Annotated in this window: 25 protein-coding genes; 17 read left to right on the top strand and 8 right to left on the bottom strand. The window is 66.3% G+C overall.

Annotated features, from left to right (window positions below):
* The first annotated feature begins 15 nt into the window (after positions 1 to 15).
* From ACQPYH_RS35505 to ACQPYH_RS35490, 4 genes are all read left to right on the top strand, one after another.
* Positions 16 to 864 (top strand): phosphotransferase family protein, encoded by an 849-nt coding sequence (locus ACQPYH_RS35505; protein WP_432880569.1) that lies wholly within the window; start codon positions 16 to 18, stop codon positions 862 to 864.
* Complete coding sequence (locus ACQPYH_RS35500) at positions 861 to 1,754, top strand: NAD-dependent dehydratase (protein WP_432880566.1); 894 nt, start codon at positions 861 to 863, stop codon at positions 1,752 to 1,754. Before ACQPYH_RS35505 ends, ACQPYH_RS35500 begins: the two co-directional genes overlap by 4 nt.
* A 93-nt stretch (positions 1,755 to 1,847) precedes the next feature.
* Positions 1,848 to 2,585 carry a DUF3800 domain-containing protein gene (locus tag ACQPYH_RS35495; RefSeq protein WP_432880563.1) on the top strand — a complete coding sequence of 246 codons (738 nt, stop codon included), beginning with the start codon at positions 1,848 to 1,850 and terminating at the stop codon, positions 2,583 to 2,585.
* 171 nt (positions 2,586 to 2,756) lie between these two features.
* A complete protein-coding gene (locus tag ACQPYH_RS35490) occupies positions 2,757 to 5,831 on the top strand; it encodes a GH92 family glycosyl hydrolase (protein ID WP_432880560.1) in 3,075 nt (1,024 codons plus the stop codon).
* Between the two features lie 96 nt (positions 5,832 to 5,927).
* On the opposite strand, the gene ACQPYH_RS35485 is transcribed toward ACQPYH_RS35490, so the two are convergent.
* On the bottom strand, positions 5,928 to 6,782 hold the full coding sequence (locus ACQPYH_RS35485) for an acyltransferase domain-containing protein (RefSeq protein ID WP_432880558.1): 855 nt from the start codon (positions 6,780 to 6,782) through the stop codon (positions 5,928 to 5,930).
* Between the two features lie 485 nt (positions 6,783 to 7,267).
* Here ACQPYH_RS35485 and ACQPYH_RS35480 point away from each other — a divergent pair, with 485 nt between their 5' ends.
* Both ACQPYH_RS35480 and ACQPYH_RS35475 read left to right on the top strand, forming a co-directional pair.
* A complete protein-coding gene (locus tag ACQPYH_RS35480; RefSeq protein ID WP_432880555.1) occupies positions 7,268 to 7,678 on the top strand; it encodes a hypothetical protein in 411 nt (136 codons plus the stop codon).
* Positions 7,679 to 7,684: 6 nt separating this feature from the next.
* On the top strand, positions 7,685 to 7,987 hold the full coding sequence (locus ACQPYH_RS35475) for a hypothetical protein (protein WP_432880552.1): 303 nt from the start codon (positions 7,685 to 7,687) through the stop codon (positions 7,985 to 7,987).
* A 31-nt stretch (positions 7,988 to 8,018) separates the two neighbouring features.
* On the opposite strand, the gene ACQPYH_RS35470 is transcribed toward ACQPYH_RS35475, so the two are convergent.
* Positions 8,019 to 9,191, bottom strand: coding sequence for an epoxide hydrolase family protein (locus ACQPYH_RS35470; RefSeq protein ID WP_432880549.1), 1,173 nt, complete (start codon positions 9,189 to 9,191; stop codon positions 8,019 to 8,021).
* Positions 9,192 to 9,294: 103 nt separating this feature from the next.
* Here ACQPYH_RS35470 and ACQPYH_RS35465 point away from each other — a divergent pair, with 103 nt between their 5' ends.
* The 4 genes from ACQPYH_RS35465 (at position 9,295) to ACQPYH_RS35450 (ending at position 10,950) form a co-directional block, all read left to right on the top strand.
* Entirely contained in the window at positions 9,295 to 9,870 is a 576-nt protein-coding gene (locus tag ACQPYH_RS35465; RefSeq protein WP_432880546.1) for a CGNR zinc finger domain-containing protein, read from the top strand.
* A gap of 70 nt (positions 9,871 to 9,940) precedes the next feature.
* Positions 9,941 to 10,213 (top strand): hypothetical protein, encoded by a 273-nt coding sequence (locus tag ACQPYH_RS35460; RefSeq protein WP_432880543.1) that lies wholly within the window; start codon positions 9,941 to 9,943, stop codon positions 10,211 to 10,213.
* 103 nt (positions 10,214 to 10,316) lie between these two features.
* On the top strand, positions 10,317 to 10,448 hold the full coding sequence (locus ACQPYH_RS35455) for a hypothetical protein (RefSeq protein ID WP_432880540.1): 132 nt from the start codon (positions 10,317 to 10,319) through the stop codon (positions 10,446 to 10,448).
* Positions 10,449 to 10,617: 169 nt separating this feature from the next.
* Positions 10,618 to 10,950 (top strand): SCO4402 family protein, encoded by a 333-nt coding sequence (locus ACQPYH_RS35450; RefSeq protein WP_432880537.1) that lies wholly within the window; start codon positions 10,618 to 10,620, stop codon positions 10,948 to 10,950.
* A gap of 358 nt (positions 10,951 to 11,308) precedes the next feature.
* On the opposite strand, the gene ACQPYH_RS35445 is transcribed toward ACQPYH_RS35450, so the two are convergent.
* The 3 genes from ACQPYH_RS35445 to ACQPYH_RS35435 all read right to left on the bottom strand — a co-directional run bounded on the left by ACQPYH_RS35445 (position 11,309) and on the right by ACQPYH_RS35435 (position 14,010).
* Positions 11,309 to 12,307: a LacI family DNA-binding transcriptional regulator gene (locus ACQPYH_RS35445; RefSeq protein WP_432880534.1), complete on the bottom strand. Its 999-nt coding sequence runs from the start codon at positions 12,305 to 12,307 to the stop codon at positions 11,309 to 11,311.
* A 111-nt stretch (positions 12,308 to 12,418) separates the two neighbouring features.
* Positions 12,419 to 13,351, bottom strand: coding sequence for a ribokinase (locus tag ACQPYH_RS35440; protein ID WP_432880531.1), 933 nt, complete (start codon positions 13,349 to 13,351; stop codon positions 12,419 to 12,421).
* Positions 13,348 to 14,010: a KpsF/GutQ family sugar-phosphate isomerase gene (locus tag ACQPYH_RS35435; protein WP_432880528.1), complete on the bottom strand. Its 663-nt coding sequence runs from the start codon at positions 14,008 to 14,010 to the stop codon at positions 13,348 to 13,350. Before ACQPYH_RS35435 ends, ACQPYH_RS35440 begins: the two co-directional genes overlap by 4 nt.
* A 236-nt stretch (positions 14,011 to 14,246) precedes the next feature.
* Here ACQPYH_RS35435 and ACQPYH_RS35430 point away from each other — a divergent pair, with 236 nt between their 5' ends.
* From ACQPYH_RS35430 to ACQPYH_RS35415, 4 genes are all read left to right on the top strand, one after another.
* Positions 14,247 to 15,608: an ABC transporter substrate-binding protein gene (locus ACQPYH_RS35430; RefSeq protein WP_432880525.1), complete on the top strand. Its 1,362-nt coding sequence runs from the start codon at positions 14,247 to 14,249 to the stop codon at positions 15,606 to 15,608.
* 65 nt (positions 15,609 to 15,673) lie between these two features.
* Positions 15,674 to 16,561 carry a carbohydrate ABC transporter permease gene (locus ACQPYH_RS35425; protein ID WP_363863217.1) on the top strand — a complete coding sequence of 296 codons (888 nt, stop codon included), beginning with the start codon at positions 15,674 to 15,676 and terminating at the stop codon, positions 16,559 to 16,561.
* A complete protein-coding gene (locus ACQPYH_RS35420; protein ID WP_432880520.1) occupies positions 16,551 to 17,348 on the top strand; it encodes a carbohydrate ABC transporter permease in 798 nt (265 codons plus the stop codon). The genes ACQPYH_RS35425 and ACQPYH_RS35420 overlap by 11 nt, the downstream gene beginning before the upstream one ends.
* Before the next feature lie 10 nt (positions 17,349 to 17,358).
* Positions 17,359 to 19,521, top strand: coding sequence for a DUF4185 domain-containing protein (locus ACQPYH_RS35415; protein WP_432880518.1), 2,163 nt, complete (start codon positions 17,359 to 17,361; stop codon positions 19,519 to 19,521).
* 23 nt (positions 19,522 to 19,544) lie between these two features.
* Here the strand turns inward: ACQPYH_RS35415 and ACQPYH_RS35410 are convergent, their stop codons facing one another.
* From ACQPYH_RS35410 to ACQPYH_RS35400, 3 genes are all read right to left on the bottom strand, one after another.
* Positions 19,545 to 20,039 carry a GNAT family N-acetyltransferase gene (locus tag ACQPYH_RS35410; RefSeq protein WP_432880515.1) on the bottom strand — a complete coding sequence of 165 codons (495 nt, stop codon included), beginning with the start codon at positions 20,037 to 20,039 and terminating at the stop codon, positions 19,545 to 19,547.
* Positions 20,040 to 20,168: 129 nt separating this feature from the next.
* Complete coding sequence (locus ACQPYH_RS35405) at positions 20,169 to 20,834, bottom strand: maleylpyruvate isomerase family mycothiol-dependent enzyme (RefSeq protein ID WP_432880513.1); 666 nt, start codon at positions 20,832 to 20,834, stop codon at positions 20,169 to 20,171.
* The gene (locus tag ACQPYH_RS35400) at positions 20,825 to 21,475 is read right to left on the bottom strand and encodes a pyridoxine/pyridoxamine 5'-phosphate oxidase (RefSeq protein WP_432880511.1); all 651 of its coding nucleotides are present in this window, start codon (positions 21,473 to 21,475) and stop codon (positions 20,825 to 20,827) included. The genes ACQPYH_RS35405 and ACQPYH_RS35400 overlap by 10 nt, the downstream gene beginning before the upstream one ends.
* Positions 21,476 to 21,538: 63 nt before the next feature.
* Here ACQPYH_RS35400 and ACQPYH_RS35395 point away from each other — a divergent pair, with 63 nt between their 5' ends.
* From ACQPYH_RS35395 to dapE, 3 genes are read left to right on the top strand one after another with little or no spacing between them, the layout of a single operon-like run.
* Positions 21,539 to 22,123 (top strand): CGNR zinc finger domain-containing protein, encoded by a 585-nt coding sequence (locus ACQPYH_RS35395; protein WP_432880508.1) that lies wholly within the window; start codon positions 21,539 to 21,541, stop codon positions 22,121 to 22,123.
* A 10-nt stretch (positions 22,124 to 22,133) separates the two neighbouring features.
* Positions 22,134 to 22,820, top strand: coding sequence for a VOC family protein (locus ACQPYH_RS35390; protein ID WP_432880506.1), 687 nt, complete (start codon positions 22,134 to 22,136; stop codon positions 22,818 to 22,820).
* Positions 22,820 to 23,881 carry a succinyl-diaminopimelate desuccinylase gene (gene dapE / locus ACQPYH_RS35385; protein ID WP_432880504.1) on the top strand — a complete coding sequence of 354 codons (1,062 nt, stop codon included), beginning with the start codon at positions 22,820 to 22,822 and terminating at the stop codon, positions 23,879 to 23,881. The genes ACQPYH_RS35390 and dapE overlap by 1 nt, the downstream gene beginning before the upstream one ends.
* Positions 23,882 to 23,916: the final 35 nt, after the last annotated feature.

The following is a 23,916-nucleotide window of genomic DNA, read 5'->3' as shown; positions in this document are numbered from 1 at the left end:
TGGTCTACTCTTCGGATGCTTCCCGCCTGGCTTGAGGTCGTGTCGGATCCGGTTCTCGAGGCTACGAAGGCGCCTGATGTCAGGGCGCTGGGTGGGGAGCTGTTGCGGCAGTGGGGGTCGTCCGAGGTGTGGCGGTTGTCCTTCGGGCTGCGCAGCGTGATCGTCAAACGCGGTACGGACGGTCAGGCAGACGAGGCAGACGCTTATGAGCGGTTCGTCGTACCGCTTGACTTGCCGGCGCCGAAGTTGCTGCATCGGTATCGCTCTCCGGGTGCGGGCGTGCTGGTGCTGGCGGATGTCGGGCGGGTGACGTTGGAGCAGGAGCCGAGTGCGGAGGGCTTTCTTGCGGCTGCCGAGTTGGCGGCGACGATCCGGTCGCGGGAGGTGCCGCAGCGCAGTGAGTTCCCGCCGGAGCGCGTGAAGGACATGGCGGACCGGATCGGGCGGATCGACTTCGACCTCAGCCCGCTGACCGAGGCACTGGCCGCGCTGCACCGGGACGCTCCGGTTGGCGTCGTACATGGTGACTTCGTGCCGAAGAACCTGGTTACCGACGGTGTGCACTGGACTGCGATCGACTGGCCTGGGGCTTATCTGGCTCCGCACCTCAGTGACCTCTACACGCTGCTCCGCGACGCCGAGTCCCTCGGTCTCGACCGCGCTCCGATCGTTGCCCACTACATCGATGCTGCAGGCACCAATCTGTCCTTGGTCGAACGGCAACTGCTGGTCGGCGGGGGATGCTTCTACCTTGTCGCGTTGCGCTTCATCGTTGAGGAAGGCCTGCGGACGATCCCTGAGTCGTCGGGTTGGATCGACGGGCTGCTTCTTGAGCTCGCGGATGTCGTCGGGGCCTTGTCGTGAAGCTTCTTGTCCTCGGCGGCACGAAGAACCTCGGCCGCCATGTCGTCGAGGCAGCGCTTGCCTCCGGCCACGATGTGACGCTGTTCAACCGCGGCCAGACGAACCCATCGCTGTTCCCTTCGGTGCGCCGGCTCGTCGGCGAACGCGCGGCGCCCGACGTGCTGGCCACGGGGGAGTGGGACGGCGTGATCGACATGTCCGGCTTCCTCGTCCGCGACGTCGCGTTGAGCGCTTCGGTCCTGCGGGAGCGCTGCGGTTTCTACACGTACATGTCGTCGATCGCGGTCTATGCCAGCAAGATCACGCCGGGGATGACGGAGTACGCCTCGCTGTTGCCGTGGCCCAGCGGTGCACCCGAGGACCACTTCACGATGGATCTTTACGGCCCGTCGAAGGTCCGCAACGAATCGTTGCTCGCAGCCACCTTCGGCGCCTGCACCGCCGCCGTACGCTCCGGCTTCGTCGTCGGCCCCCACAACCCCGACTTCGGCAACTGGGGCTGGGCTCTAGCCCACGGGTTGCCTCTCGAATGCGCGGCCCGCCCCGACCAGCCCATCCAGTACATCGACGCCCGAGACCTGGCCGCCTTCCTCCTCCACGTGACGGTCGAGGGCCTGAGCGGCCCCTACAACGCCGTCGGCCCCACCCACAGAATGACCGATCTCGCCAACGCCTGGCGCTCCGCCGTACCCAACCCTCCACCCATCAACTGGCACCCCACCGAAGACCGCTTCCACCTCCCCCACAACGGCACCAACAACGGCACCTTCCAACTAACCAACACCCGATCCCTCACCGCAGGCCTACAGCTACGCCCCGTCGTCGAGAGCGCCCACGACTACATCACCTGGGTCCGAGAAGGGAACATCCCACCCGATCCTCCCCACTGATCCGGGGGCATCCAGGGGCATCCCGGGGCAGATATCCACAGGTGCAGGTCGAAGCCCTTCGTGGCGGTGGGATGACGCCTAAGGTGTCGCTCCATGTACTTCGAACGGCCGCTGGTGCGTGCCTACGTGGACGAAACCGGCGACCGCGGCCTGTCATCGAGATCGTCGCGGTACTTCGGCATGGTTGCGGTGGTCCTCGCCGACGAGGACGACGCGGGTATGCGGCGTGCGATCGCCGAGTGCCGGCGCAGGCTGTCCGTGCCCGCGAACAAGCCGCTGCACTGGACCGAGCACGTGAAGCGATATCCGCGCAGACAGTTCGTCGCATCGCAGCTCGCCGCAGTGCAGGGTGTAATCCTCAACATCGTGCTGGTCGAGAAGACCGCCGTCACTGAAGCGATGTCTGACCAGGTCGCCTTCTACAACTTCGTAGCCGGCCGGGTCCTCGAACAAGTCCTGGACACCGCGGACGAATGGCCGGGAGGCCGACGGGATGTCGTGATCACCTTCGGCCACGTGCGTGGATTCCGGCATGAGGAGACCTTGGCGTGGTTCGAGAAACTGCGGGTGAGTGACTCGGCCGATCTGCCTTGGGAGCTCCTACGAGGTAGGCCTGCGTTTCTTGGACCGGGCCAACTCGACGGGTTGCAGGCGGCGGATCAGTACTGCGGCATGCTGCGCGCGGCCTTGGAAGCGGATGAGTTCGGTGGGTTTGAGGCGCACCACCTCATGGCGGTCCGGCCGCAGATCCGGTGCCCCGACGGGTTCGAAGGGATCGTGCGGCCCGGCACGATGGCGGCGTACCCGTGGTGGCCGGAGGATGGGTTGTGACAAGAAACGAGACCTTCGATGGTCCGGAGCGCCGCACCTGACAGGCGGGTCTGACAGCAGACCTGGCGTTCTCTCCGCGGCCATCGAAGGCCTCGTAGTCATGAGGTTAGCAGGTCGTCCACGATGGAAACGTTCCTCCCGCGGCGCCGCACTGATACGTAACATTGCGCCGTGATCATTGAGACCGGTGGTGGACCAGGTGGACCGACCAGTGCGCGGGCTGGGTTCAGCAGTGTGGAGGGGACTCGGTACTCCGGGACTTCCGGCGGGAGCCAGGAGGTTGTGCTGCCGGGGGTCGGGGGAGTGGTCCAGGCCGGTGATCGGTTGCGGTACATGGTCTATCCGGAGCTGGATGCCGAGCTGAGCTACTCGGCTACCTATGTCGCGGTGGAGTTGGTTTTCGCGGACGGGGTTCGGTCGGCGGGGGCTGATCAGTACGGGAAGCCGGCTGATGCGGCGGGCCAGGGCGCGGCGAAGATTCTGTACGCCGATCAGTGGAACGACGTGCAGGTTGATCTGACCGCGTACGCCGGGAAGACGATCGCGGACGTGCTGCTCGTCGTGGATGCGCCCTCCGCGGGGCACGAGTTCGCGGGGTGGATCGACGACGTGGAAATCGGGCCGGCGTCGGCGGAGCCCGATGGGTCGGACCTCGCGGCGTACGTCGACACTCGTCGCGGGACCAACGCCAGTCACGACTTCTCCCGCGGCAACACGCTGCCAATCACCGCCTGGCCGAACGGGTTCAACTTCCTGACGCCGGTGACCAACGCGTCGACGTATCGCTGGCCGTACGAGTACCACCGCGCCAACAACGCGGACAACCGCCCCGAGCTGCAGGGCCTCACGTTCTCGCACCAGCCGAGTCCGTGGATGGGCGATCGCAATCAGCTCACGATCATGCCGGTCGCGGCGGCCGAGCCGCTGGGCGATCCGGCCGAGCGCGCGGTCGCGTTCAGCCACGACGACGAGGTCGCGCGGCCGGATCTCTACTCGGTCGAGCTCGCGAACGGCGTACGCGCGGAGCTCGCGCCGACCGACCACGGCGCGATCTTCCACTTCACGTTCCCGGCCGACGCTGCGGGGCGGCACTTGGTCTTCGACACGATCGACGAGAACGGCGCTTTCTCGTACGACGGGACCGCGCTCGCGGGCTGGGTTGAGAACGGGGCAGAGGCCGGGCGGACGCGGATGTTCTGCTACGGCGAATTCTCGGTGGCACCGATCGGTTTCGGTGCGGCGTCCGGTGGTCGCGAGAACGCGCGGGCCGCGAGCTTCGACGTACCCGAGGTGACGTTGCGGATGGCAACGTCCTTCATCGGCGTCGACCAGGCGCGGCACAACCTGTCGCTGGAGCTCGGCGGGACGTTCGAGGAGATCCAGGCCGCGGCCAACGCCGTATGGAACGAGCGCCTCGCGGTCATCCGGCCGGAGGGCGCGACACCGCAGCAGCTGCGGACCGTTTACGGCAACCTCTACCGCCTCAACCTCTACCCGAACTCGCACTTCGAGAACGCGGGGACCGCTGCCGAGCCGTCGTATGTGTATGCGAGCCCGGTGCTGCCTGTTTCGGGTGCGGCTAACGCGGTCGAGACGAATGCGATCGTGAAGCCGGGCAAGATGTATGTGAACAGCGGGTTCTGGGACACGTACCGGACCGCGTGGCCGGCGTACGCGTTCTTCTATCCGGCGTTGACCGGCGAGCTGGTCGACGGGTTCGTGCAGCAGTACCGCGACGGCGGATGGATCGCGCGGTGGTCGTCGCCGGGGTACGCCGACTGCATGACCGGGACGAGCTCGGACGTGTCGTTCGCCGACGCTTATCTCAAGGGCGTCGAGTTGCCGGACCCGTTGGCGACGTACGACGCCGGGCTCCGGAACGCGACCGTCGCGCCGGAGGCGACCGAGGTCGGGCGGAAGGGCGTGGAGACCGGGTTCTTCGCCGGGTACGTGAGCACGGACACCGAGGAGAGCGTGTCGTGGTCGCTCGAGGCGTACCTGAACGACTTCGGGCTCGCCGCGATGGCTACGCGGTTGGCGGACGTTGTTGTCGAGCGCCGTGAGGAGCTGCTCGAGGAGGCGGAGTACCTGCGCCGCCGCTCGCTGAACTATGTCCTGCTCTTCGACCCCGCGGTCAACTTCTTCCAGGGCCGGCGGCCTGACGGTTCGTTCGCCAAGCCTGTTGCGGACTTCGACCCGGAGGAGTGGGGCGGCGACTTCACCGAGACCGACGGGTGGAACTTCGCGTTCCACGTCGCGCATGATCCGCGCGGTCTGGCCAACCTGTACGGCGGTCCGCGCGGACTCGAGGCCAAACTCGACGCGTTCTTCTCCACGCCCGAGCTCGCCGTCAAGAAGGGCACGTACTCGATCGTCATCCACGAGATGCTCGAGGCGCAGGCCGTCCGGATGGGCCAGTTCGGCTTCAGCAACCAGCCCGCCCACCACATCGCCTGGATGTACAACTACGCCGGCGCCCCGCACAAAACCCAAGCCATCGTCCGCGAAGTGTTGGAGAGGTTGTACGTCGGCGAGCAGATCGGCCAGGGCTACCCCGGCGACGAAGACAACGGCGAGATGTCCGCCTGGTACCTGTTCGCTGCCCTGGGCATCTACCCGCTGCGCGTCGGCGCCCCGGAGTACGCCATCGGCTCCCCGCTCTTCCCCCGCGTAGTCGTCACACCCCTCGGCGGCGAGCCGCTTGTGGTGACGGCCTCAGATGTTGGTAACCCCTACGTCCAAGAGGTTTCGCTCGACGGCAAACCGTTGCCCACTGCATCCATCGCCGCCGCCGAACTGGCTCGCGCTCGCCAGCTCGACTTCACCCTAGGCGCCACTCCCTCCGACTGGGCCACCCTGGACTCCCCACCGGCCCTCACCTCCGACGACGCCGTACCGCAGCCACTCGTCGACCTCATCCCACGTCAGCCCGACAATCCCCTGTTCGACGACACCTCCACCACTTCCGCCGAGGTCGAGACCGTCGCCTGGGCACTCCCGTCGCGCGCGACGCCTACCCTCTACACCCTCACCTCAGCCGACCTCGAGTCCGCTCCCACCACCTGGCGCCTTGAGGGCTCGCTCGACGGCACGACCTGGACCGTCCTCGACAACCGAACCAACCAGTCCTTCCGCTGGCCGCGCCAAACCCGCCCCTTCACCATCCCCAACCCGGCTGCCTTTCACCACTACCGCCTGACCTTCCCCACCCCCACAACCCTCACCCAAATCGAGCTCCTGTCGTAGGCGCCGGCCCGTCGAGTCGTGGACCAGGGCTGAAAAACGCAACCCCTGTCCACGACTCGACGTCTGGGTCAGCAACCAAACGCCACGACTCGGTGGTCAGCGAGCGGCGACGCTGAACCAGCCGGTCTGGCTGTACCAGTGGCCGCCGCCGCGCAGATGACTCACGATCGCGCGTTCGAGCGTGGTCCGCTGAGGCAGCTCGTCCAGAAGCGACGGCGGTACGACGGGTCCGTCGTACCGCCGGTGAAACACATGCTCGAGCGGCGCCCAGTCGGCCTCCACCCGCTCACTGAACCGACTGAACCGACGCTGAAACCGCATGATGTTCGAAGACGCCGGAAGGTACTCCGCCAGCTGCGTATCCATGAGCCATGAATGAAACGCGAACCCGACCACCCGCTCGGGAAACGGCTCGACAACTTCGACAGCCCGACGGAATGAGGTATCGCACGCTTCGTCGCTCAACGGCTCGCCACCCGCCGGGACGTGTGTGTTCAACGCGCTCTCGCCAGGACGAAGAAGGTCGTTGGCAGCTCCACCGATATGAAGCGGTTCTCGCTCGAACGCCAGCCTCCCAAGCCTGAACCCAACCCCTGTGAACACCATCGGCAAGCCCCAGGTCGCATCCAACCCCGCCCGCCCAGTGAGCCGCCGCGACAACGCCAACTCCTCGCCGAGCGCCCGCAACGAATCCCACGACTCCTCGTCGCTGAGCCCGATCGTCGCGTGATAGTCCCGCACATGCGGAACGACCGCCAGGAACGCCCACACGAACAAGTGCCGCCCGACACTCCCGGTGTCATCCGGCAACGGCGCCCAAGCAGGATCGCCCCGCCGCCGCTGCCCCATCTGCGCCAGCAACAGCCGATAAGAGCAGCTCAGCACCCACCACAACTCAGGCTGACGCCCCGCATCCGGCCGAGCCGCCAGCAACGAGTCGCGATCCTCCACCCCGATCGCCAACCTCCCACACAGCCGCCCCACAACCTCATCCGACGGCAACACCACCTCCGGCCCACCCACCCAACAAACAGGCGCAAGCCGCTCCACCACCCCACGACCCAACCCCAGCCGCCGCCCGACCTCCGCAGCCCCCAAACCCCACCAACCATCAGCCACTGGCCCGCCTCCCTCACCCGAGAGCCTTGAACAGACTCATCTCGACCGGGGGGCTCCTAAGGGTTTCCCTCCAAGAACGTAACAGACACCGCACCCCAAAACTCGCCCCTTCGGCGCTAAGGTACTGCGATACCCAACGCCCTGAGCCTCGAAGCCAACCGCTTGTACTTGCAGCGGAGCGACGCAAAGGACTTCCGTACGAAGTGACACCCACCAAACAGCCACAGTTACTCGGCCGCCGACTCACTGCAGTCCACTACGACCTCCTCGAGTCGGACGCCGAACCATCCGTCGACTCCGCTGTTGACGAGGTATCGATGGCGGTGCTGCTGACGTTCGACGCATCCCATGCCCTACTCCGATGGGACCTGCGCCCTCCCGTCGAACAGTTGGTTGTACTGAGCAACGAACCCGATGAGCCGAGACCGCTGACTCGACGAGTCGACGTCTCCCGACGATGGACAGCCTTCCTCGGCGCGCAGCTTATCGGCGCCTCCTGGGCCGACCAGGAAACCACCGACGGCCTTCAACCCTGGGCCATAACACTCGCCTTCGAAGGCACCGGCGACCTGGTGATCGCGCTCGGTGAACTGGTGAACGGCATCCCGACATACCTCCCAGACTCGCTGATCGTCACGTCTTCCCGCGACGTCGCCCTTTGTTACAGACCACCCGCATCCCTGACGCCGTCATGGACGAACCCGGCAGGTCCTGACTCCAAGAGATGATTTGCGATGACTATCAGGATTGAGCTTTGGGTTGACGGCCGGCTGGTCGACGGGGCCGAGGAGTGGTGGGACTACATCGAGGCGTCCGTCCCGGACGGCGAAGAGGTTGGGTTCCCGCTGCTCCGGCGCGTGGATCCCTATGGAGACGTGCTGTTCGAGCGCGATGAGCTTGGTGCCTTGGCGGCCGAGGTTCGGCGGCTCTTGCCTCGGGCTCTCGAGCAAGCTCGCCTCTCATTGGAGAAGCTCGCCGATCTGTGCGACAAGGGCAGCCTCGGTTCGGCGTCCGAGCTGCGCTTCATTGGCGACTGAGACAACTGCCGCTGATGTTCTGCACAGGCGCTCAGCGGGTAGCAGCCAGTACCGCGGCGAGGCCCTCTTGTAGGTCTTTGACGAAATAGTCGGGGACCTCCAGCGATGGGAAGTGGCCGCCGGCTTCGGGTGAGTTCCAGCGGACGATCTGGCGGTAGCGCTCCTCAGCCCAGGGGCGCGGATACTTCTCGATGTCGCGGGGGTACATGGTGATCGCTGACGGCACGTCGACCCGCAGATCGGGATCAAGCGAGTTGTGGCTTTCGTAGTAGATGCGTGCCGCGGAGGCGCCGGACCGTGTGAGCCAATACAAGGTCACGTCGTCAAGAACCCGGTCTCTGGAAATCGTTTCGAACGGGCTGTCCTCGGTGTCCGACCACTCGGCGAACTTGTCGAGGAGCCAGGCAAGAAGCCCGACCGGTGAGTCGACGAGCGAATAGCCGATGGTCTGCGGCCGAGTCGCCTGCTGCTTCGCGTACGCCGCGCGGTGGTGCCAGAAGTCGTGCGTTTCCTCGGTCCACTGGCGCTCGGCCGCCGTCAGCCCGTCCGTCGACAACCCAGGCGGCCCCTCTGCGAACGTCGAGTGGATGCCGAGAACGTACGCCGGGAACCTGCCGGCAAGCACCGTGGTGATATTGCCACCCCAGTCGCCGCCGTGAGCTGCAAACCTGTTGTAGCCGAGCCTCCCCATCAGCTCCACCCACGCGGCCGCGATCTTCTCGGTTCCCCACCCGGTGGCGGTCGGCTTGTCGCTGTACCCAAAGCCCGGCAGCGACGGGACCACAACGTGGAATGCCGGCGCGTCTGCATCCTTCGGATCCGCCAACTCATCAACGACGTCGATGAACTCGGCAATGCTGCCCGGCCAGCCATGCGTCAAGATCAGCGGAGTGGCATCCGCCCGCGCGGATCGCCGGTGCAGGAAGTGGATCCCCAGACCGTCAATCGTCGTACGGAACTGGCCGATCCGGTTGAGCCGATCCTCGAACGACCGCCAGTCGTACCCGGTCCGCCAGTACTCCACGACATCGACGAGGTCGGCGAGCGGAACGCCCTGGTCCCATCGACGCGGATCGGGCGCCGCCCGATAGACCGTCTCAGCCTCCGGCAGTCGCGCCGCTGCCAATCGCGCGCGCAGATCGTCGAGTTCAGCGTCGGCTGCGTGAGCTTCAAATGCTTGTACGTCGCTGGTCGGACGGGGCATGAGACCTCCTGGCCATCGTGGAACTGGCTGCGGACTGGTGTGAACCGTCTAAGACGGTTCTTGCACGTTCTCGCAGCAGCAAGCAACCAGCTAAGGTGGTTCCATGCCTGCTGAGTTCCCTGACTTCCGCCTCGGCACCGTGCTGGCGACCAGCTTCACGGGAACGCTGTCAGAGCGTCACGGCAACCCCATCGAGCGCATCCCCACGCCGCAACGACTCGCCGACTGGCTCGCAGTGAACGGCCTCGCCGTCGACTCCTGCACCGCTGCCCAACTCGACCTCGCCCGGCAACTGAGGGAATCGATCCACGCCGCCGCAACCGCAGCCGCGATCCACGACGCCCTTCCTGAACCTGCCGTCCAAGTCATCAACGACTTCAGCGCCCAGGGCCGACCCGCGGCCATCCTGACCCCAGACGGCAACCGCCGCTGGCAGCTCAACTCGGCTTCCCCCGTGGAAGACGCCCTCAGTGTGATCGCCGCCGACGCGATCAGCATCATCGCCGGCGAACGAGACGGAAAACTAGCCCTCTGCGCATCCCCCACCTGCCAAGCCGCCTTCTTCGACACCAGCCAAAGCCGCACCCGCAAATGGTGCGACATGAACACCTGCGGCAACCGCGAAAAGAAGGCTCGCTACAACGCCAACCACCGCAAAACTCCCATCCCAACGGAGTGAACTGGCACCGCCTCCCGAAGTTCCGAAAAGCATTGTTGATTGGCGAAATCGATAAGATCAACGGAGGATAGTGGACGAGCAGATGCGCATTCCGATCTCAACGCTAAAGCGGAGCGCGAAAGTGCTCCTGGAGCACGTCGAGCAGCTTGAGGGCGAGTCTGTTGCCGTCGACAAAGACTACTTCTGGGCGATTTCCGCGGAGCAGTTGTACGGCGTCGTCCACGAGCCGTCGGACTTCACGATTGGTCAGCTCAGCGAATGTCTTGAGTGGATCGAGGCGATCGTTGCAGAGCCAGATAATGCGACCTCGTACGGTTTGGTCTGGCTGGCGGAGCTGATCTGAGCAGTCGGATCGAGCGTCGTGACATAGAATTGGTCAGCTGGTTGGAGGGCTCGAGCTTGACCGATGTACATCGCACCGCTCCTTCCTGGACTGGGGTTTACCCGTGAGCTTCGAACGCCGTGATGAAATGTTAGCTGCGGTGGAGCCCGCCGGCGACGGCCGTGAGCGCCTCAGGCTTGTGGTCCAGCGCACGCTGAACGAGGGAGTCGCCGACGATGCCCTTCTGGAGACCTAGAACAGATCCGAGGATTGGTTTCGGAGGACGATGAACAGAAAGTCCTCTTCTGAACTCATGGTCTACTCGAGCCGGCGCTGGCCGGGGGCTACGAGAACTGTTGGAGTCGGAAATGGATGTGGTTCGGTTTCCGCGGATGCGGCGTGATGTGCTGGATACGCTCGCTGTCTTGTTTGACGTCGAGTATCAGGAGCGGGCGTGGATCCGCGGGGAGGGTTTCCAGCCCGGGCAGTACGACGAGTTCGACTACCACGTTCATGTCCTGTACGACGGTGCAGCGGTTCTGCCCGATCCGGCAGAGTCGATAGGGACCGTGCTCGTTGCGGGAGATGAGATCGAGCGACTTCGGAGTCTCGGGCAGCTCCTGGATGCCTTGCTGGCCGAGCATGGCGATGTCGGCGCAAGCGTCTTCATGGCGGACCCACGATGGCCAGAGGTCGGACGCTTGGCGGCGCTCGCCTTGGCGGCCATGATCCGCAGCTGGGGCATGCAGCAGCCGTAGTGCGAACCCGGCGCCGCCGGCATGTGATGGCCTCGAAGGAGTGGCAGGGCATTCGCCTGGTGGCGCGATCCGGCACGGCGCCGGAGGCGGCCAAAAGAGCTGCCGCCGCGGAGCGGTGTCCGGTCTAGGGTCGTCACATCACCAGTTGCTCGCCGCGAGGGTCCGCCTGGTGGTTCTGTCCCGCTCGCGCCGAAGGCGCCAAATGTCAGCCGCCGCGGAGCGGTGTCGGACTTGTGGCGCTCGCTCACCACAGTTGTTGCCGGCAGGGCACTCGCTTCGTGGGGCGATCCTTGCACGCCGCCGGAGGCGGCCAATAAGACAGTCGCCGCGAAGCGGTGTCCTTTCGACAGGTGTCGGGCTACTTCTTGGCTGCTGAGGTGGCTCGGATGTGGAGTTCGGTGCGGAGGGTGACTGTGGAGGGTGGGCGGCCGGGGGAGGCCGTGCGGTCCTTGAGGAGCATGCCGGCGGTGCGGCCCAACTCGTAGGTGGGTTGGGCGACGGTGGTGAGGCTGGGGACTACGAGGTCGGCCCAGGGAATGTCGTCGAAGCCAACGACTGCGATGTCGTTGGGGGCGCGTAGGCCTTTGCGGGCCAGGCATTCCAGGGCGCCGACGGTCATCAGGTTGTTGGTGGCGAACAGGGCCTCGGGCGGATCGGCCAGTTCGAGCAGGCTTTCCATCGCGGCGTACCCGCCGGCCTCGCGGAAGTCGGCGTGCCGCACAAGATCCTTGTCGTACCGGATCCCACCAGCACGCAACGCCGAGCGATACCCGGCGAGCCGATCCATCGCCGTCGACACCTTGCGCGGACCGGTGATGCAGGCGATCCGGCGATACCCTCCGTCGATCAAGTGTTTGACGCCCTCAAAGGCACCATGCTCATTGTCGACCAGGACCGTGTCAGCCTCGACGCCCTCGACCCGACGGTCGATCATCACCAGCGGGATCTTCGCGTCCGCCAGCAGCTGCACGCCCTCCGCGGTCGACGTCGGCGAGATCACCACACCCGCCATCTGATCGGTCAGCACGGCCGACGCGTACGCCGCTTCCTTCGCCGGGTCCTCGTCCGAATTGCACAGTACGACGTGGTACCCCTCCGTCTGCGCAACATCTTCAAGGCCGCGCACCAACGAGGTGAAGAACGGGTTCTCAATGTCGGAGATGACGACGGCCCACAGGTTCGTGGAGGACTTGCGCAGATTCCGGGCGACGCCGTTCGGGCGGTAGCCGAGTTCCGCGACCGCGGCGCGCACCTTCTCGGACAGCTCCGGGTCCACGTTGCGCCGGCCGCTCAGGACCCGCGACACCGTCGCCGGAGATACCCCCGACCTACGCGCGACGTCGTAGATCGTCGTCATACCCGCTCCCCGCTGGAGATCCGATGGTCGTTTGGATCGCACTCTAACTCCGATCCCCACAGTTGCGCCCACGGACCACCGAGCAACGGCGCCCCGCGGACACAAAGGATCTCATGATGCGCCGGAGTCCAGCAGGGCCAGGGCAGCGGCACGGGGAGGCGCGGAATCGGCGGCCCCGTTGACGGTCGTCGAGAGCGCACCAGCCGCATTCGCGAGTCGTACGGCGTCCATAAGCCCGGCCCCGTCAGCCAGCGACGCGGCCAGTGTGCCGCAGAAGGCGTCGCCCGCGCCGACCGTGTCGACGGTCGCGACCTCATAAGCCTCGACACGTTCCTCGAAGCCCGCGGCCCGGTCCAAGACATAAGCACCCCGCGAGCCGAGCGTGACGACGCAACCACGCAGATCCCAGTCCTCGGCGAGCTTGCGCGCGATCATCGGCACCTGCGATTCGTCGTCGCAGTCGAGTCCGGTGAGGGCCGCGGCCTCGACCTCGTTCGGCACCAGGATGTCGACGTACGACGCCAGCGACTGATCGATCGGGCCGACCGGCGCGGGCGTGAGGATCGTGGTCACGCCCGCGGTCGAGGCGAGCCTGAGGGCGGTGTGGCTCGCCTCGACCGGGAGCTCGAGTTGCACGCTCAGCACTTTGCTCGCAGTCAGCACGTCCGACGCAGCCTCGACATCCGCAGCGGTGATCGCCGCGTTCGCGCGGGACACGATGATGATCGAGTTCCCGCCGTCCGGCAGCACGAGGGGCAGCCCGACCCCGGTGCCCAAAGACGGGTGTCGCACGATCCACGATGTGTCGACGCCGTTCGACGAGAGCAGCTCGAGGAACTCCTCGCCGTACCGATCCTCGCCGATCGTTCCGACGATCGCCGTCCGCGCGCCCATCCGCGCCGCCGCGATCGCCTGGTTGACGCCCTTGCCGCCGAGGAACTCCGCGAACCCGGTGCCGTGCAAGGTCTCACCCGGCAACGGCCGCCGCTCCGCCGACGCGACCAGGTCCTTCATGAACGATCCCAGCACGCAGACATCGTTCATGCCTGGTCCTCCGCCAGACGCTTGCCCAAGGCACCAGATGGATGGAACTGCGCGAAGTCGTGATGACTGAAGGACCGCAGTACGACGAGAGCGCACGCCAACGCATCGCCCATCGCGAGCGAGGCCGTGGTCGACGCGGTCGGTGCCAAGTTCAACGGGTCCGCCTCGCGCAGCACCATCGTGTCGAGCGTGTACGTCGCCAGCTGGGCCAAGGTCGACCCTTCCCGACCGGTCATCGCGATCACGGGGATCGTCCGCTCCCGCAGCATTCGCGCGAACGCGCACACCTCAGCGGTCTCGCCGGATGCCGAGAGCGCCAGGACGATGTCGCGCGACGTCACCGCGCCGGAGTCGCCGTGCAGCGCATCGCCGGAATGGATGAACGTGGCCGGCGTACCCGTGCTCGCCAGGGTGGCGGCGATCTTCCGGCCGACCAGACCGGACTTCCCGAGACCGGTCACCACCAGGTGACCTTCGCACTGGGCGACCGCGAGCAGTACGTCGAGGAAGACGCCGTCCAGGCGGTCCGCGAGTGCCGAGACTGCTGCGGCCTCGGTCTCGATGGCGTCGCGCGCCGCCTGTAGTCCTCGTGCGACCAGGTCCCTGGACAGCTCGTCGGCCGTGCGGTGGGCGGACGCACGGTTCGGCACAACTGGCATCCCAGCGCCTCTCATCTCAGAAATCGATTTCCGCAGATTAGGCAGCGTGGCCGATCCGTGTCAACGCCTGCACGCAGGTCGAAACCCTTGCCAGCACGTGGGAAATCGGCAGGGTTGGTCACATCGTCATCCTGTCGGCTCTTGACCGACAACGTCGCCGATCGTAGATTGCGAGAAATCGATTGCCCCTCGGCCGCCCGAACACTCGCCCGAAACACACCACCCTGGAGCACCTGATGGCCGCAACACCCTTCCCTGCCAGGCAGCTCAGCCGCCGCTCCGTCCTGCGCGGCGGACTGGGCGCGTTCGCCGCGACGGCTGCCGGCGTACCGCTGCTCTCCGCCTGCGGCAGCAACGACTCCGGCGGCAACGCTAAGGAGATGTCGTTCTGGAACTTCTACGGCCCTTCCGACGACCAAGGTCCGCAGAGCAAGTGGTTCGTCGACACCGTCGCGGAGTGGAACAAGAACAACGACGTCAAGGTCAAGCTGCGCTACATCCCCGGCAAGGACTACCTGAACGGGACCACCCTGCAGACCGCGTTCCAGTCGGGGCAGGGCCCGGACATCTTCCTGATCAGCCCCGGCGACTTCCTCCGCTACTACAACGGCGGCGTACTGCAGGATCTCGGATCCGCATTGCCGGACGAGTCCAAGAAGGACTACCTGCCCGGCCTGCTGGAGGCGCGCAGTGTGGACGGCAAGGTGTACGGCCTGCCGATGGAGATCGAGCCGCTCGCGATATACTACAGCGAAGCCGCGTTCGAGTCGGCCGGCCTGTCCGAGGCCGACCTGCCGAAGACTTGGGACCAGACCATCGCGGTCGCGCAGAAGCTGACCAACAGCAAGCGGTACGGCGTGATGTTCGAGACGCTGCCCGGCTACTACCAGAACTTCACCTGGTACCCGTTCATGTGGCAGGGCGACGGCAACGCGATCAAGGACGGCAAGTCCGCGTTCGACTCGCCGGCCGCCGTACAGGCACTGAAGTTCTGGGGCGACACGATCAAGAACAAGGTTGCCCCGCGCAAGGCCCTCGGCGACGGCGGCGGTGACGTGGTCTCGAACCTCGGCTCCGGCGCGGCCGCGATGCAGCAGAGCGGGATCTGGGCGGTCGCGGACATGCGGACCAAGGCGAAGACCTTCAAGTACGGCATCATTCCGCTGCCTACTCCGGATGGCGGCTCGGCGGCCACCGACCTCGGCGGCTGGGCGTTCGTCGCCAACTCGAAGGGCAAGAACCCGGAGGCCGCGGCGAAGTTCATCGCGTGGGCGCTCGGCTCGACCGATGCCGCCGGTGTCGAGCGTCAGCGGCAGTGGAACACTGTGGTGAAGACCAACCTACCGCCGCGCAAGTCGGTTCAGCAGGCCGCGGACGCGAAGGGTGCGTTCGCCGACGGCGCGCTGAAGAAGTTCGTCAGCCAGATCGCGCCGACCGGCAAGCCCGAGCCGCGGTTCCCACCGGAGGTGTACCAGCCGATCGCCGACGCGATCCAGGCCTGCCAGCTGAACGCGGCCGATCCGGCCAAGGCGGCGGCCGACGCGGCGGAGAAGATCGACACGTTCCTGAAGACCTACCAGGGCGCGCCGATCAGCTGATGGTGACGACGACAGCCCCTCCGTCCAAGCCCGCTGTGAAAGCGCGAGCGAAGCCGAAGGCCGGTATGACGCGGAAACGGCGCGAGGCGTTGGCGGCGTACGCCTTCCTCGCGCCGGACACCATCGGTCTGCTGATCTTCGTCGCGATCCCGATGGTGCTGGCCTTCGGCGTCGCGTTCTTCAAGGTCGATGGCTTCGGCAACTATCAGTACGTTGGCCTGGCCAACTACAAGCTGATGGCGGGGGACGATCAACTCTGGGCCTCGCTGAAGGTCACCGCGATCTATGTGGTTACGTTCGTACCGATCGCGTTCGTGGTGAGCTTCGCGCTGGCGATGCTGGTCCGCAACCACTTCAAGGGCATCGGCTGGGTCCGCTCGGCCTTCTTCCTGCCGAACGTCGTCAGCCTGGTCGTGGTCGGTCTGATCTGGCAGTTCCTGCTGGTCGACAAGCGCGGGGCGCTCTCCAAGATCCTGGCACCGTTCGGCCTCGGCGACGTGTCGTTCCTCGGTACGCCGTCCCTTGCGCTAGGCACCTATGTGGTGATCAGCGTCTGGTTCCTGATGGGATACCAGATGCTGGTCTTCCTGGCCGGCCTGAAGGACGTGCCGAAGGAGCTCGAGGACGCCGCACAGATCGACGGTGCGGGCTCCTGGCAACGATTCCGGTACGTGATCTGGCCGCTGCTCCGGCCGACCAGCTTCTTCGTCGTGGTCAACTCGACGATCGGCGCTGTCACCGGTCTGCAGGCGTTCGACCTGGTCTTCGTGCTCACCAAGGGCGGTCCTGCCCGCGCGACCAGCACGGTCGTGCTCTACATCTACGAGCAGGCGTTCACGTTCAACAACATGGGGTACGCCGCCGCGCTGACCACGGTCGTCGTGGCGATTCTCGTCATCTGTACCGGACTGATGTTCGGCGTCACCCGAGGAGGTCGCTTCGATGAGGATTAGGTTCTTTCCGATCCTGGCTCATGTGCTCGCGATCATCGCGGTCGCGCCGCTGGTCTGGATCCTGATCAGTGCGTTGAAGCCGGCCGAGGACGTGTTCAACTTCGGCTGGCCGTCGACGTGGACGTTGGACAACCTGCAGTACGTGCTGCTGAAGATCCCGATGCCGCGGTTCATGCTGAACTCCGCGATCGTGTCGGTGACGGTCACCGTGATCGCACTGTTCTTCCACAGCATGGCGGCGTACGCGCTGGCCCGGCTGCGGTTTCCCGGGCGCGGGATCATCTTCTCCGGGATCATGTCGACGCTGCTCGTGTCGCTGCCGGTGATACTAGTTCCACTGTTTCTAGTGGCAAAGCAACTAGGTCTGCTGGACAGCTACGCCGGGTTGATCGTGCCGAGCATCTTCCACGCGTTTGGCATCTTCCTGCTCCGGCAGTACTACCTGAACATCCCGCGTGAGCTCGAGGAAGCGGCCGACCTCGACGGCTGCGGCTACTGGCGGCGGTACTGGAGCGTCATCCTGCCGCTCAGCCGGCCGGTGCTCGCATCACTCTCGGTGCTGTTCTTCCTGGCCAACTGGAACGCGTTTCTCTGGCCGCTCACCATCACCCGGAACCCGGATCTACGCGTCATCCAGCTCGGCGTCTCCGGCATGCAGGGGCAGTACGCCTCGGCCTGGAACCTCATTCTCGCGGCCGCCGTGATCGCGGCCATTCCCACGGTCGTGGTGTTCGTCGCGGGCCAGCGCCGCCTGGTCGACGCGATGAAGACGACCGGCCTCAAGTGAAGGAACAGCTATGAAACGTGGGGCACTGCTTGCTGTCCTGCCGCTGGTCTTCGGAACGGCGGCCCTCCTCACCCAGTCCAGCCAGTCGGCTCAGTCCAGCCAGTCCGGCCAGTCCGCCCAGTCCGCGCAGTTCACCGACCCGACCGGCCATACCAAACCGTATGGTACGGCGATCTCCGAGGGCCATACCAAACCGTATGGTACGGCGGGCTCGGGCGGTCCGGGTGGCTCGGGCGGCCCGGTCGGCACCGCGCAGGTGGAGTCGAAGGGCATGCCGAGCAACAGCGACGGCGACCTGTGGCCGTCCTGCTGGGCGGGCAACGACAAGTTGTACGCCGCCAACGGTGACGGCAAAGGTTTCAGTACCGACGGGGACTTCGCCGATATCGCGGTCAGCGAGATCAACGGCGTACCGGGGAACTTGTCTGGGGCAACGATCTCCAAGGGCGACCAGGTCGGGTCGGTCTGGAGCGGCGCCGGGTACAACCGGAAGCCGACCGGGATGGTGTGCGTCGGGGACACGTTGTACCTGGCAGTGCAGGATCTCGCGCTGGACTTCAACGACGTACCGGCTGCGACGATCCTGAAGTCGACGGATCACGGGAAGACGTGGACCTGGGACAAGACCAAGCCGATGTTCTCGGAACATGTCTTCACGACGATCTGGTTCGCGGACTTCGGCAAGGGCGGTGCGTTGGCACCGGATGGGTACGTGTACGCGTACGGGCTGGACGGGAACTGGCGGGACTCGTTCGACGACACGGTTGCTGATCCGCAGAGTGTGTTCTTGGCGCGGGTCCCCAAGAACAAGGTGCAGGACCGGGGCGCATGGAAGTTCTACACCGGCGTCGGGTGGTCGTCGAAGATCGCCGATCGCAAGCCGGCGCTGACCGATACGCGGCGGTTGTACGCGCAGACGTACGGGACGAATGCGTCCAACCTCAGCGTGATCAGCCAGGGCGGTGTCACATACCTCGCGAAGCAGAAGCGGTACGTGTACACCTCGTGGACGGAGTACACCTTCGAGTTCTACGAGTCGCCGACTCCGTGGGGGCCGTGGAAGCACTTCATGAGCAAGGACTTCGGTGGGTACCCGTGGTCGACGTCGAAGTACGGCGGGTACGGCGTGACGATCCCGTCGAAGTTCGTGCAGCCGGACGGCAACACGATGTATATCCAGGCGAACGTCTGCCCGTGCGGCGGCGGTGGGATCGGTACGTCGGTCTACAACTTCAACCTGCGCAAGCTGGTCATCACACCGTCGACCAACGCACCGGCCACGAACCTGCCGGGTCCCGACAACCTCGCGGCGCCTGCGGCGGGTGCGGTCGCGATCTCGAAGTCGACGAACTCCGGCAGTCTCGCGCTGATGAACGACGGGGCGAAGACGGGCAGCGAGTCGGACTTCGACGACGAGGTGAAGGGTGCGTCGTGGTGGGGGTATGAGTGGCCGGCGCGGCACAAGGTCAACAACGTCGAGTTCACGTCGGGCGCGGTGTCGGCGGACGGCGGGTACTTCACCGGGCGGCCGCGGGTGCAGGTCAAGCAGGACGGCGCATGGGTTGAGGTCGGGTCGCAGACGGTGTCGCCGGCGTACCCGGGTGATGCGTCGGCCGGGGCGAACGCGACGTACACGATCACGTTCCCCGTGCAGGAGACCGACGGGGTGCGGGTGATCGGGTTGCCTGGTGGGACGCGGTCCTATACGACGGTGTCCGAGCTCGCGGTGCGGTACGTGTCGCAGTTGGCGGATGGTGGGTTCGAGGGTACCGGCGGCGGGAAGCCTGCTTGGCTCTTCGAGGGCGCTGCGGCTAACGGCGTCGACCGCGGCCTGGGCTTCGCGCATTCGGGTGCCAACAATGGCTGGATTCGCTGTACCTGCACGGGTTTCAGCGACCTATATCAGACGGTCCCGGTCACGCCGGGGGCGACGTACACCTTTGGCTCGTGGATCAACGCCTCCGCCAACCTTCCAGCAGACCAAGGGCGCTTCGGCGTCCGCGCCGGTACGACGGACCTCGCGAGTACGACGTTCGGCGCCGGCACTAGCTATGTCCACCACGAGGTCACGGTCAAGGTCCCGGCCAACACCCACGAAGTCACCGTCTACGCCGGCTTCAACGCTCCCAACCTGGACACGTGGATCCAGGTAGACGACTTCACGGTCAGCTGACTCCGCTTTCCGGAAAGAAGTCGTCACCCACCGACGACATCTTTCCGGAGACCCGAAGGACGTAGGGGCATGACCATGAGCAGGCAGGGGTTGTCATCCCACAGGTCCATCAGTTCCTCGAGTGGCAGGAAGCCCATCGCTCGGTAGAACGCCCTGGTGGCCCCGTAGCCGGCGTTCGGCCGAGACGGGCCGAGGGTCTTCACTTGCAGCAGTTGGCAGCCGCCGCCGTGCAGGTCTGATACCAACCGCCGAACCAGCGCTGCGCCGATGCCCTGCCGGTGCCAGTTCGGCGCGACCGCCATCAGGTGGATCTCGGCGGCCTGCGGGAAATGCTGCCGATAGAGCAGTACGCCGGCCGGCTCGCCGTCGGTACGGGCCAGCAGGCCGGGGAGCTCGCGAGCCGCGTTCACGTACTCCGCGTTGGCCTCGGGGATGCCGAACCAAGCCGGTAGCTGCTCGATGAGCTTCTCGGTGACGCGGGCAAGCTCGTCGGACCCGTCCACCGCGGAGATGTCCATCGTCGAACAGTTGCACACCTGTGGGCCCCCGCCACTCAGCAACTAGGGCACCGGGCAGGGCTGCACGCTCAGCTGTGCGGCTTGAGGGCGTGGTGGCCCGGGTTGGTGAGTGTTGCGGGTCCGCCCGTTCTAGGGCCACGGAAGGAGTGGCGGTTTCTCGCCGGTGATTGCGCCGGGGGTTGGGCGACCGGTGTACCAGGCGGTTAGGTCGGTCAGGGCGCCGGCGACGACCACGTCCTCGCCGGTGCCGTTGTCCCAGGTGATGTCTTCGGCTTGGAGGATGAGGTGGGTGCCGTCGGGGGTGCGGGGGCGGAGGAACTCCAAGAGGTGTAGGCAGAACGACGGGGACCAGCTTGCGGGGGTGATGCCCAGGTTGAGGTCTGTGGTGTGGATGGTTAGTTCTCGCCAGGTGGCTTGGAGGCCGGCGGAGAGGTTGCTGTTGCGGTGGAGGATGGGGAGGGGCCAGTCGGTGGGGCTGACCTTGTCCCAGGAGGCGAGCAGGGTGGTGACGGCCTGGGTGAGGTGGGTGTGGAGGTCGGCGGCGGAGCGGTCGGCGCCGGTTTCGATGGCGGCGTCGCGGGCGGGGCGGCCACCGTCGTACATCTCGATCAGGCGACCATCCAGCGCACCGTCGACCTGACGGGTCATCGCCTCGGAGAAGTTCGCGATGTGCGTGATGACATGGCCGCGGGACCAACCGGGCAGGGCCGAATCTCCGCGAGCGGCCGCGTCGTCCAGGTCGGCGACCAGCGCGAGCAGTGCGTCGGCGGCAGCATGTACCTCGTTCAGGGCCACAACAGCTCCTTTGTCCATTGGTCTTCCAGCCGGTAGCGCAGCCGCGTGTGCCGGCGATCCCGATCGGCCTGCCAGAACTCGACCTCTTCCGCGCGCACTGTGTACAGCGTCCAGTTCGGCGCGACCAGCCCAGGCTCCGCAGCGATCCGCTCCGCCTGCTCCTTCACCGCTACGTCGATGTCCGAAGGATCCGCGAGTACGGCGCTCTGCCGCGCGACCAGTGCCTCCGCGCGAGCCGCCTCGGGCCGCAGCAGGAAGTCCCGCGCCGAATCCTCTGCCGAAGCGACCTCGACTGTCCCGAGCACGCGGACCTGCCGTCCCAGTGGGATCCAGTAGAACGTGAGAGCGGCGTACGGCGAGGTAGCGAGCTCGTCGCCCTTGCGGCTGGTCGACGTCGACGCGAACTGCCAGCCGTCTTCGGTCACGTTCTTGAGGATCAGGACCCGCCCGTTCGGCCGGCCGTCGGCGCGGACCGTGGACAGGGTCATCGCGCACGGCTCGGGCACCTGCTCGTCGATCGCGCTCAGCAGCCAGTCGACGAACAGCGGATGCGGCGTCTCGGGAGCAAGCGCGGGATCCCAGGCGGGTGGGGTGCCGGTCAGCGTCGGTACGGCGCGCAGCCGGGTGCGGAGGTCGGTCACGCTTCGAGACCCTAGGCGAAGTATTCACATGGCAGCAACGGAATATCCCATTAGGATCGGCGGATGAGCACGCTGGCCCTCGCCCTCGCCGCGACCATCAAGCACGACGGCCACGGCGGCGTCGCGGATCTGCTCGCTACCCCCGCGCAGACGGCCGCCTGGCTGGACGATCACCAGGACGAAATAGCGCAGGTCCTGGGAGCCGCGGACGAAAGCCGGGGCGCCGGCATGGACGAGGAGCTGTGGCGGGGGTTGGTGGAGATTCGGCGGGCGGTGCGCGCACTGTTCGCGCGGGCGGTGGCGCCAGGTGCGCCGAGCAAGGCGGATGCGGACCGGCTGATAGATGCGGACGTGGCGGTGCGGGCGGTGAACCGCGCGGCCGAGCGCTTGGGGGCGAGGGAGCTCGAGTGGCCGGCCGATGACGCTCCGGTACTGCGGTGGGCGGGCCAGACAGACCTCATCGCCGCCGTCGGTCGCTCGACGATCGAGTTTCTGATCGGGCCGGATCGGGGGCGCCTAAGAGCCTGCCCGGCTGCTCGGTGTGTGAAGTACTTCCTGCAGGACGATCCGCGGCAGACGTGGTGTTCGGCGTCGTGCGGTAACCGGGAGCGGGTGAACCGTCACTACCGCAAACGGCACGCCGGATAGCCTGTCGGTCATGTCCATCGCGCGTTTCAAAGACTTGTGTGTCGACGTCTCGTCGCCGAGTGAGATGGTCGCGTTCTGGGGCCGGATCATCGGCCTGACCGCGCCGGCCGACAATCCGAACGTGCTCGTCGGTGACACCCCGGAGAAGACGATCTGGATGTGCAAGGTCCCGGAGACGAAGACGGTCAAGAACCGGGTCCACCTCGACCTCATCACCGGTGCGATCGAGGACCTCGAGCGTGAGGGCGCAAAGGTTCTGATCCCGGCTTCCGAGGACCAGCAGTGGACCGTGATGACGGATCCCGAGGGCGGGGAGTTCTGCGGATTCGTGCGCGACACGGTTCCGTCGTACCGGCTGATGGAGTTGATCGTCGACTCGGCCGAGCCGGAGAAGCAGGCTCGCTGGTGGGCGGGTGTGGTCGGCGGCGACTTCATGAGCCGGCCCGGTACGCCGTACTTCTGGCTCGAGAACGTGCCCGGCCTGCCCTTCCGGTACTGGGTGTTCGTCCCGGTGCCCGAGCCCAAGACGGTCAAGAACCGGGTGCACTGGGATGTCACCGCGCCCGCGCTGCAGCCGGTGCTCGACGCGGGTGCGACACTGCTGCGGCCCAAGGACGACGAGATCGGCTGGCACGTCTGCGCCGACCCCGAGGGCAACGAATTCTGCGTGTTCCTACCACCGGCAAAGGACGCCTGATGCTCGACCTGACCACATCCGGTCCAGACCTGACCGAGGCGCTGGTGAACATCTCGTCGGTCAGCGGGACCGAGGAGAAGCTCGCGGACAAGGTCGAGAAGGCGCTGTCGGCGTTCCCACACTTGAAGGTGTTCCGGCACGGCAACACCGTGGTCGCGCGGACCGATCTCGGGCGCGCCGAGCGGGTCGTGATCGCCGGTCATCTCGACACCGTCCCGCTCAACGACAACCTCCCGGCGCGCCGCGCCGACGGCCTGATCCACGGCCTCGGCGCCTGCGACATGAAGGGCGGCGTCGCGGTCGCGCTCCGGCTCGCGGCGGGCCTGGACGAGCCGAACCGGGACGTCACCTACGTCTTCTACGACTGCGAGGAGATCGAGGCCGAGCGCAACGGTCTCTTCAAGCTGACCCGCTCCAACCCCGAGTTGCTCGAGGGCGTGTTCGCGGTGGTGATGGAGCCGTCGAACGCCGTCGTCGAGGCCGGCTGCCAGGGCACGATGCGGATCGAGGTCACCACCCGCGGTGAGCGTGCGCACTCGGCCCGGTCGTGGATGGGGTCGAACGCGATCCACGCCGCGGGCGAGGTGCTCGCGCGGCTGGCGGCGTACGTTCCGCGGCGGGTGCCGATCGACGGGCTCGAGTACCGCGAGGGGCTGAACGCGGTCGCGATCACGGGCGGCGTCGCGGGGAACGTCGTACCGGATCTGTGCACGGTGACGATCAACTACCGCTTCGCGCCCAGCCGGTCGGAGGCGGAGGCCGAGGCGCACCTGCGCGAGGTGTTCGAGGGGTACGACGTCGTGGTGACGGACTCGGCTCCGGGCGGGCTGCCGGGGCTCGAGCGGCCGGCCGCGGCGGCGTTCCTGCAGGTCGTCGGGGGAGAGCCGCAGCCCAAGTTCGGGTGGACGGACGTGGCGCGGTTCACGCTGCTCGGCGTACCGGCGGTGAACTACGGTCCCGGTGACCCGCTGTACGCGCACAAGCAGGACGAATTCGTGCCCGAGGCCGAGATCGAGCTGTGTGAACAGCGGTTGAGGAGTTGGTTGACGGGCCGCGCCTGAGCCGCCCGCGTTACCGGTCAGGCCATAATCTGGAC

It is taken from the genome of Kribbella sp. CA-245084 (assembly GCF_050942355.1).
In the GTDB taxonomy this organism is placed as follows: Bacteria; Actinomycetota; Actinomycetes; order Propionibacteriales; family Kribbellaceae; genus Kribbella.
Note: the sequence above shows the minus strand (reverse complement) of the source record. Positions and strands in the feature narration are given on the sequence as shown.

Bases quoted from the DNA above. Each gene is read 5' to 3' on its own strand.
- dapE (WP_432880504.1), top strand. From the start codon at position 22,820: ATGCTCGACCTGACCACATCCGGTCCAGACCTGACCGAGGCGCTGGTG.
- ACQPYH_RS35445 (WP_432880534.1), bottom strand. From the start codon at position 12,307: ATGACGACGATCTACGACGTCGCGCGTAGGTCGGGGGTATCTCCGGCG.
- ACQPYH_RS35390 (WP_432880506.1), top strand. From the start codon at position 22,134: ATGTCCATCGCGCGTTTCAAAGACTTGTGTGTCGACGTCTCGTCGCCG.
- ACQPYH_RS35470 (WP_432880549.1), bottom strand. From the start codon at position 9,191: ATGCCCCGTCCGACCAGCGACGTACAAGCATTTGAAGCTCACGCAGCC.
- ACQPYH_RS35420 (WP_432880520.1), top strand. From the start codon at position 16,551: ATGAGGATTAGGTTCTTTCCGATCCTGGCTCATGTGCTCGCGATCATC.
- ACQPYH_RS35425 (WP_363863217.1), top strand. From the start codon at position 15,674: ATGACGCGGAAACGGCGCGAGGCGTTGGCGGCGTACGCCTTCCTCGCG.
- ACQPYH_RS35395 (WP_432880508.1), top strand. From the start codon at position 21,539: ATGAGCACGCTGGCCCTCGCCCTCGCCGCGACCATCAAGCACGACGGC.
- ACQPYH_RS35475 (WP_432880552.1), top strand. From the start codon at position 7,685: ATGACTATCAGGATTGAGCTTTGGGTTGACGGCCGGCTGGTCGACGGG.
- ACQPYH_RS35505 (WP_432880569.1), top strand. From the start codon at position 16: ATGCTTCCCGCCTGGCTTGAGGTCGTGTCGGATCCGGTTCTCGAGGCT.
- ACQPYH_RS35410 (WP_432880515.1), bottom strand. From the start codon at position 20,039: ATGGACATCTCCGCGGTGGACGGGTCCGACGAGCTTGCCCGCGTCACC.
- ACQPYH_RS35415 (WP_432880518.1), top strand. From the start codon at position 17,359: ATGAAACGTGGGGCACTGCTTGCTGTCCTGCCGCTGGTCTTCGGAACG.
- ACQPYH_RS35440 (WP_432880531.1), bottom strand. From the start codon at position 13,351: ATGAACGATGTCTGCGTGCTGGGATCGTTCATGAAGGACCTGGTCGCG.
- ACQPYH_RS35430 (WP_432880525.1), top strand. From the start codon at position 14,247: ATGGCCGCAACACCCTTCCCTGCCAGGCAGCTCAGCCGCCGCTCCGTC.
- ACQPYH_RS35435 (WP_432880528.1), bottom strand. From the start codon at position 14,010: ATGCCAGTTGTGCCGAACCGTGCGTCCGCCCACCGCACGGCCGACGAG.
- ACQPYH_RS35495 (WP_432880563.1), top strand. From the start codon at position 1,848: ATGTACTTCGAACGGCCGCTGGTGCGTGCCTACGTGGACGAAACCGGC.
- ACQPYH_RS35465 (WP_432880546.1), top strand. From the start codon at position 9,295: ATGCCTGCTGAGTTCCCTGACTTCCGCCTCGGCACCGTGCTGGCGACC.
- ACQPYH_RS35480 (WP_432880555.1), top strand. From the start codon at position 7,268: ATGGCGGTGCTGCTGACGTTCGACGCATCCCATGCCCTACTCCGATGG.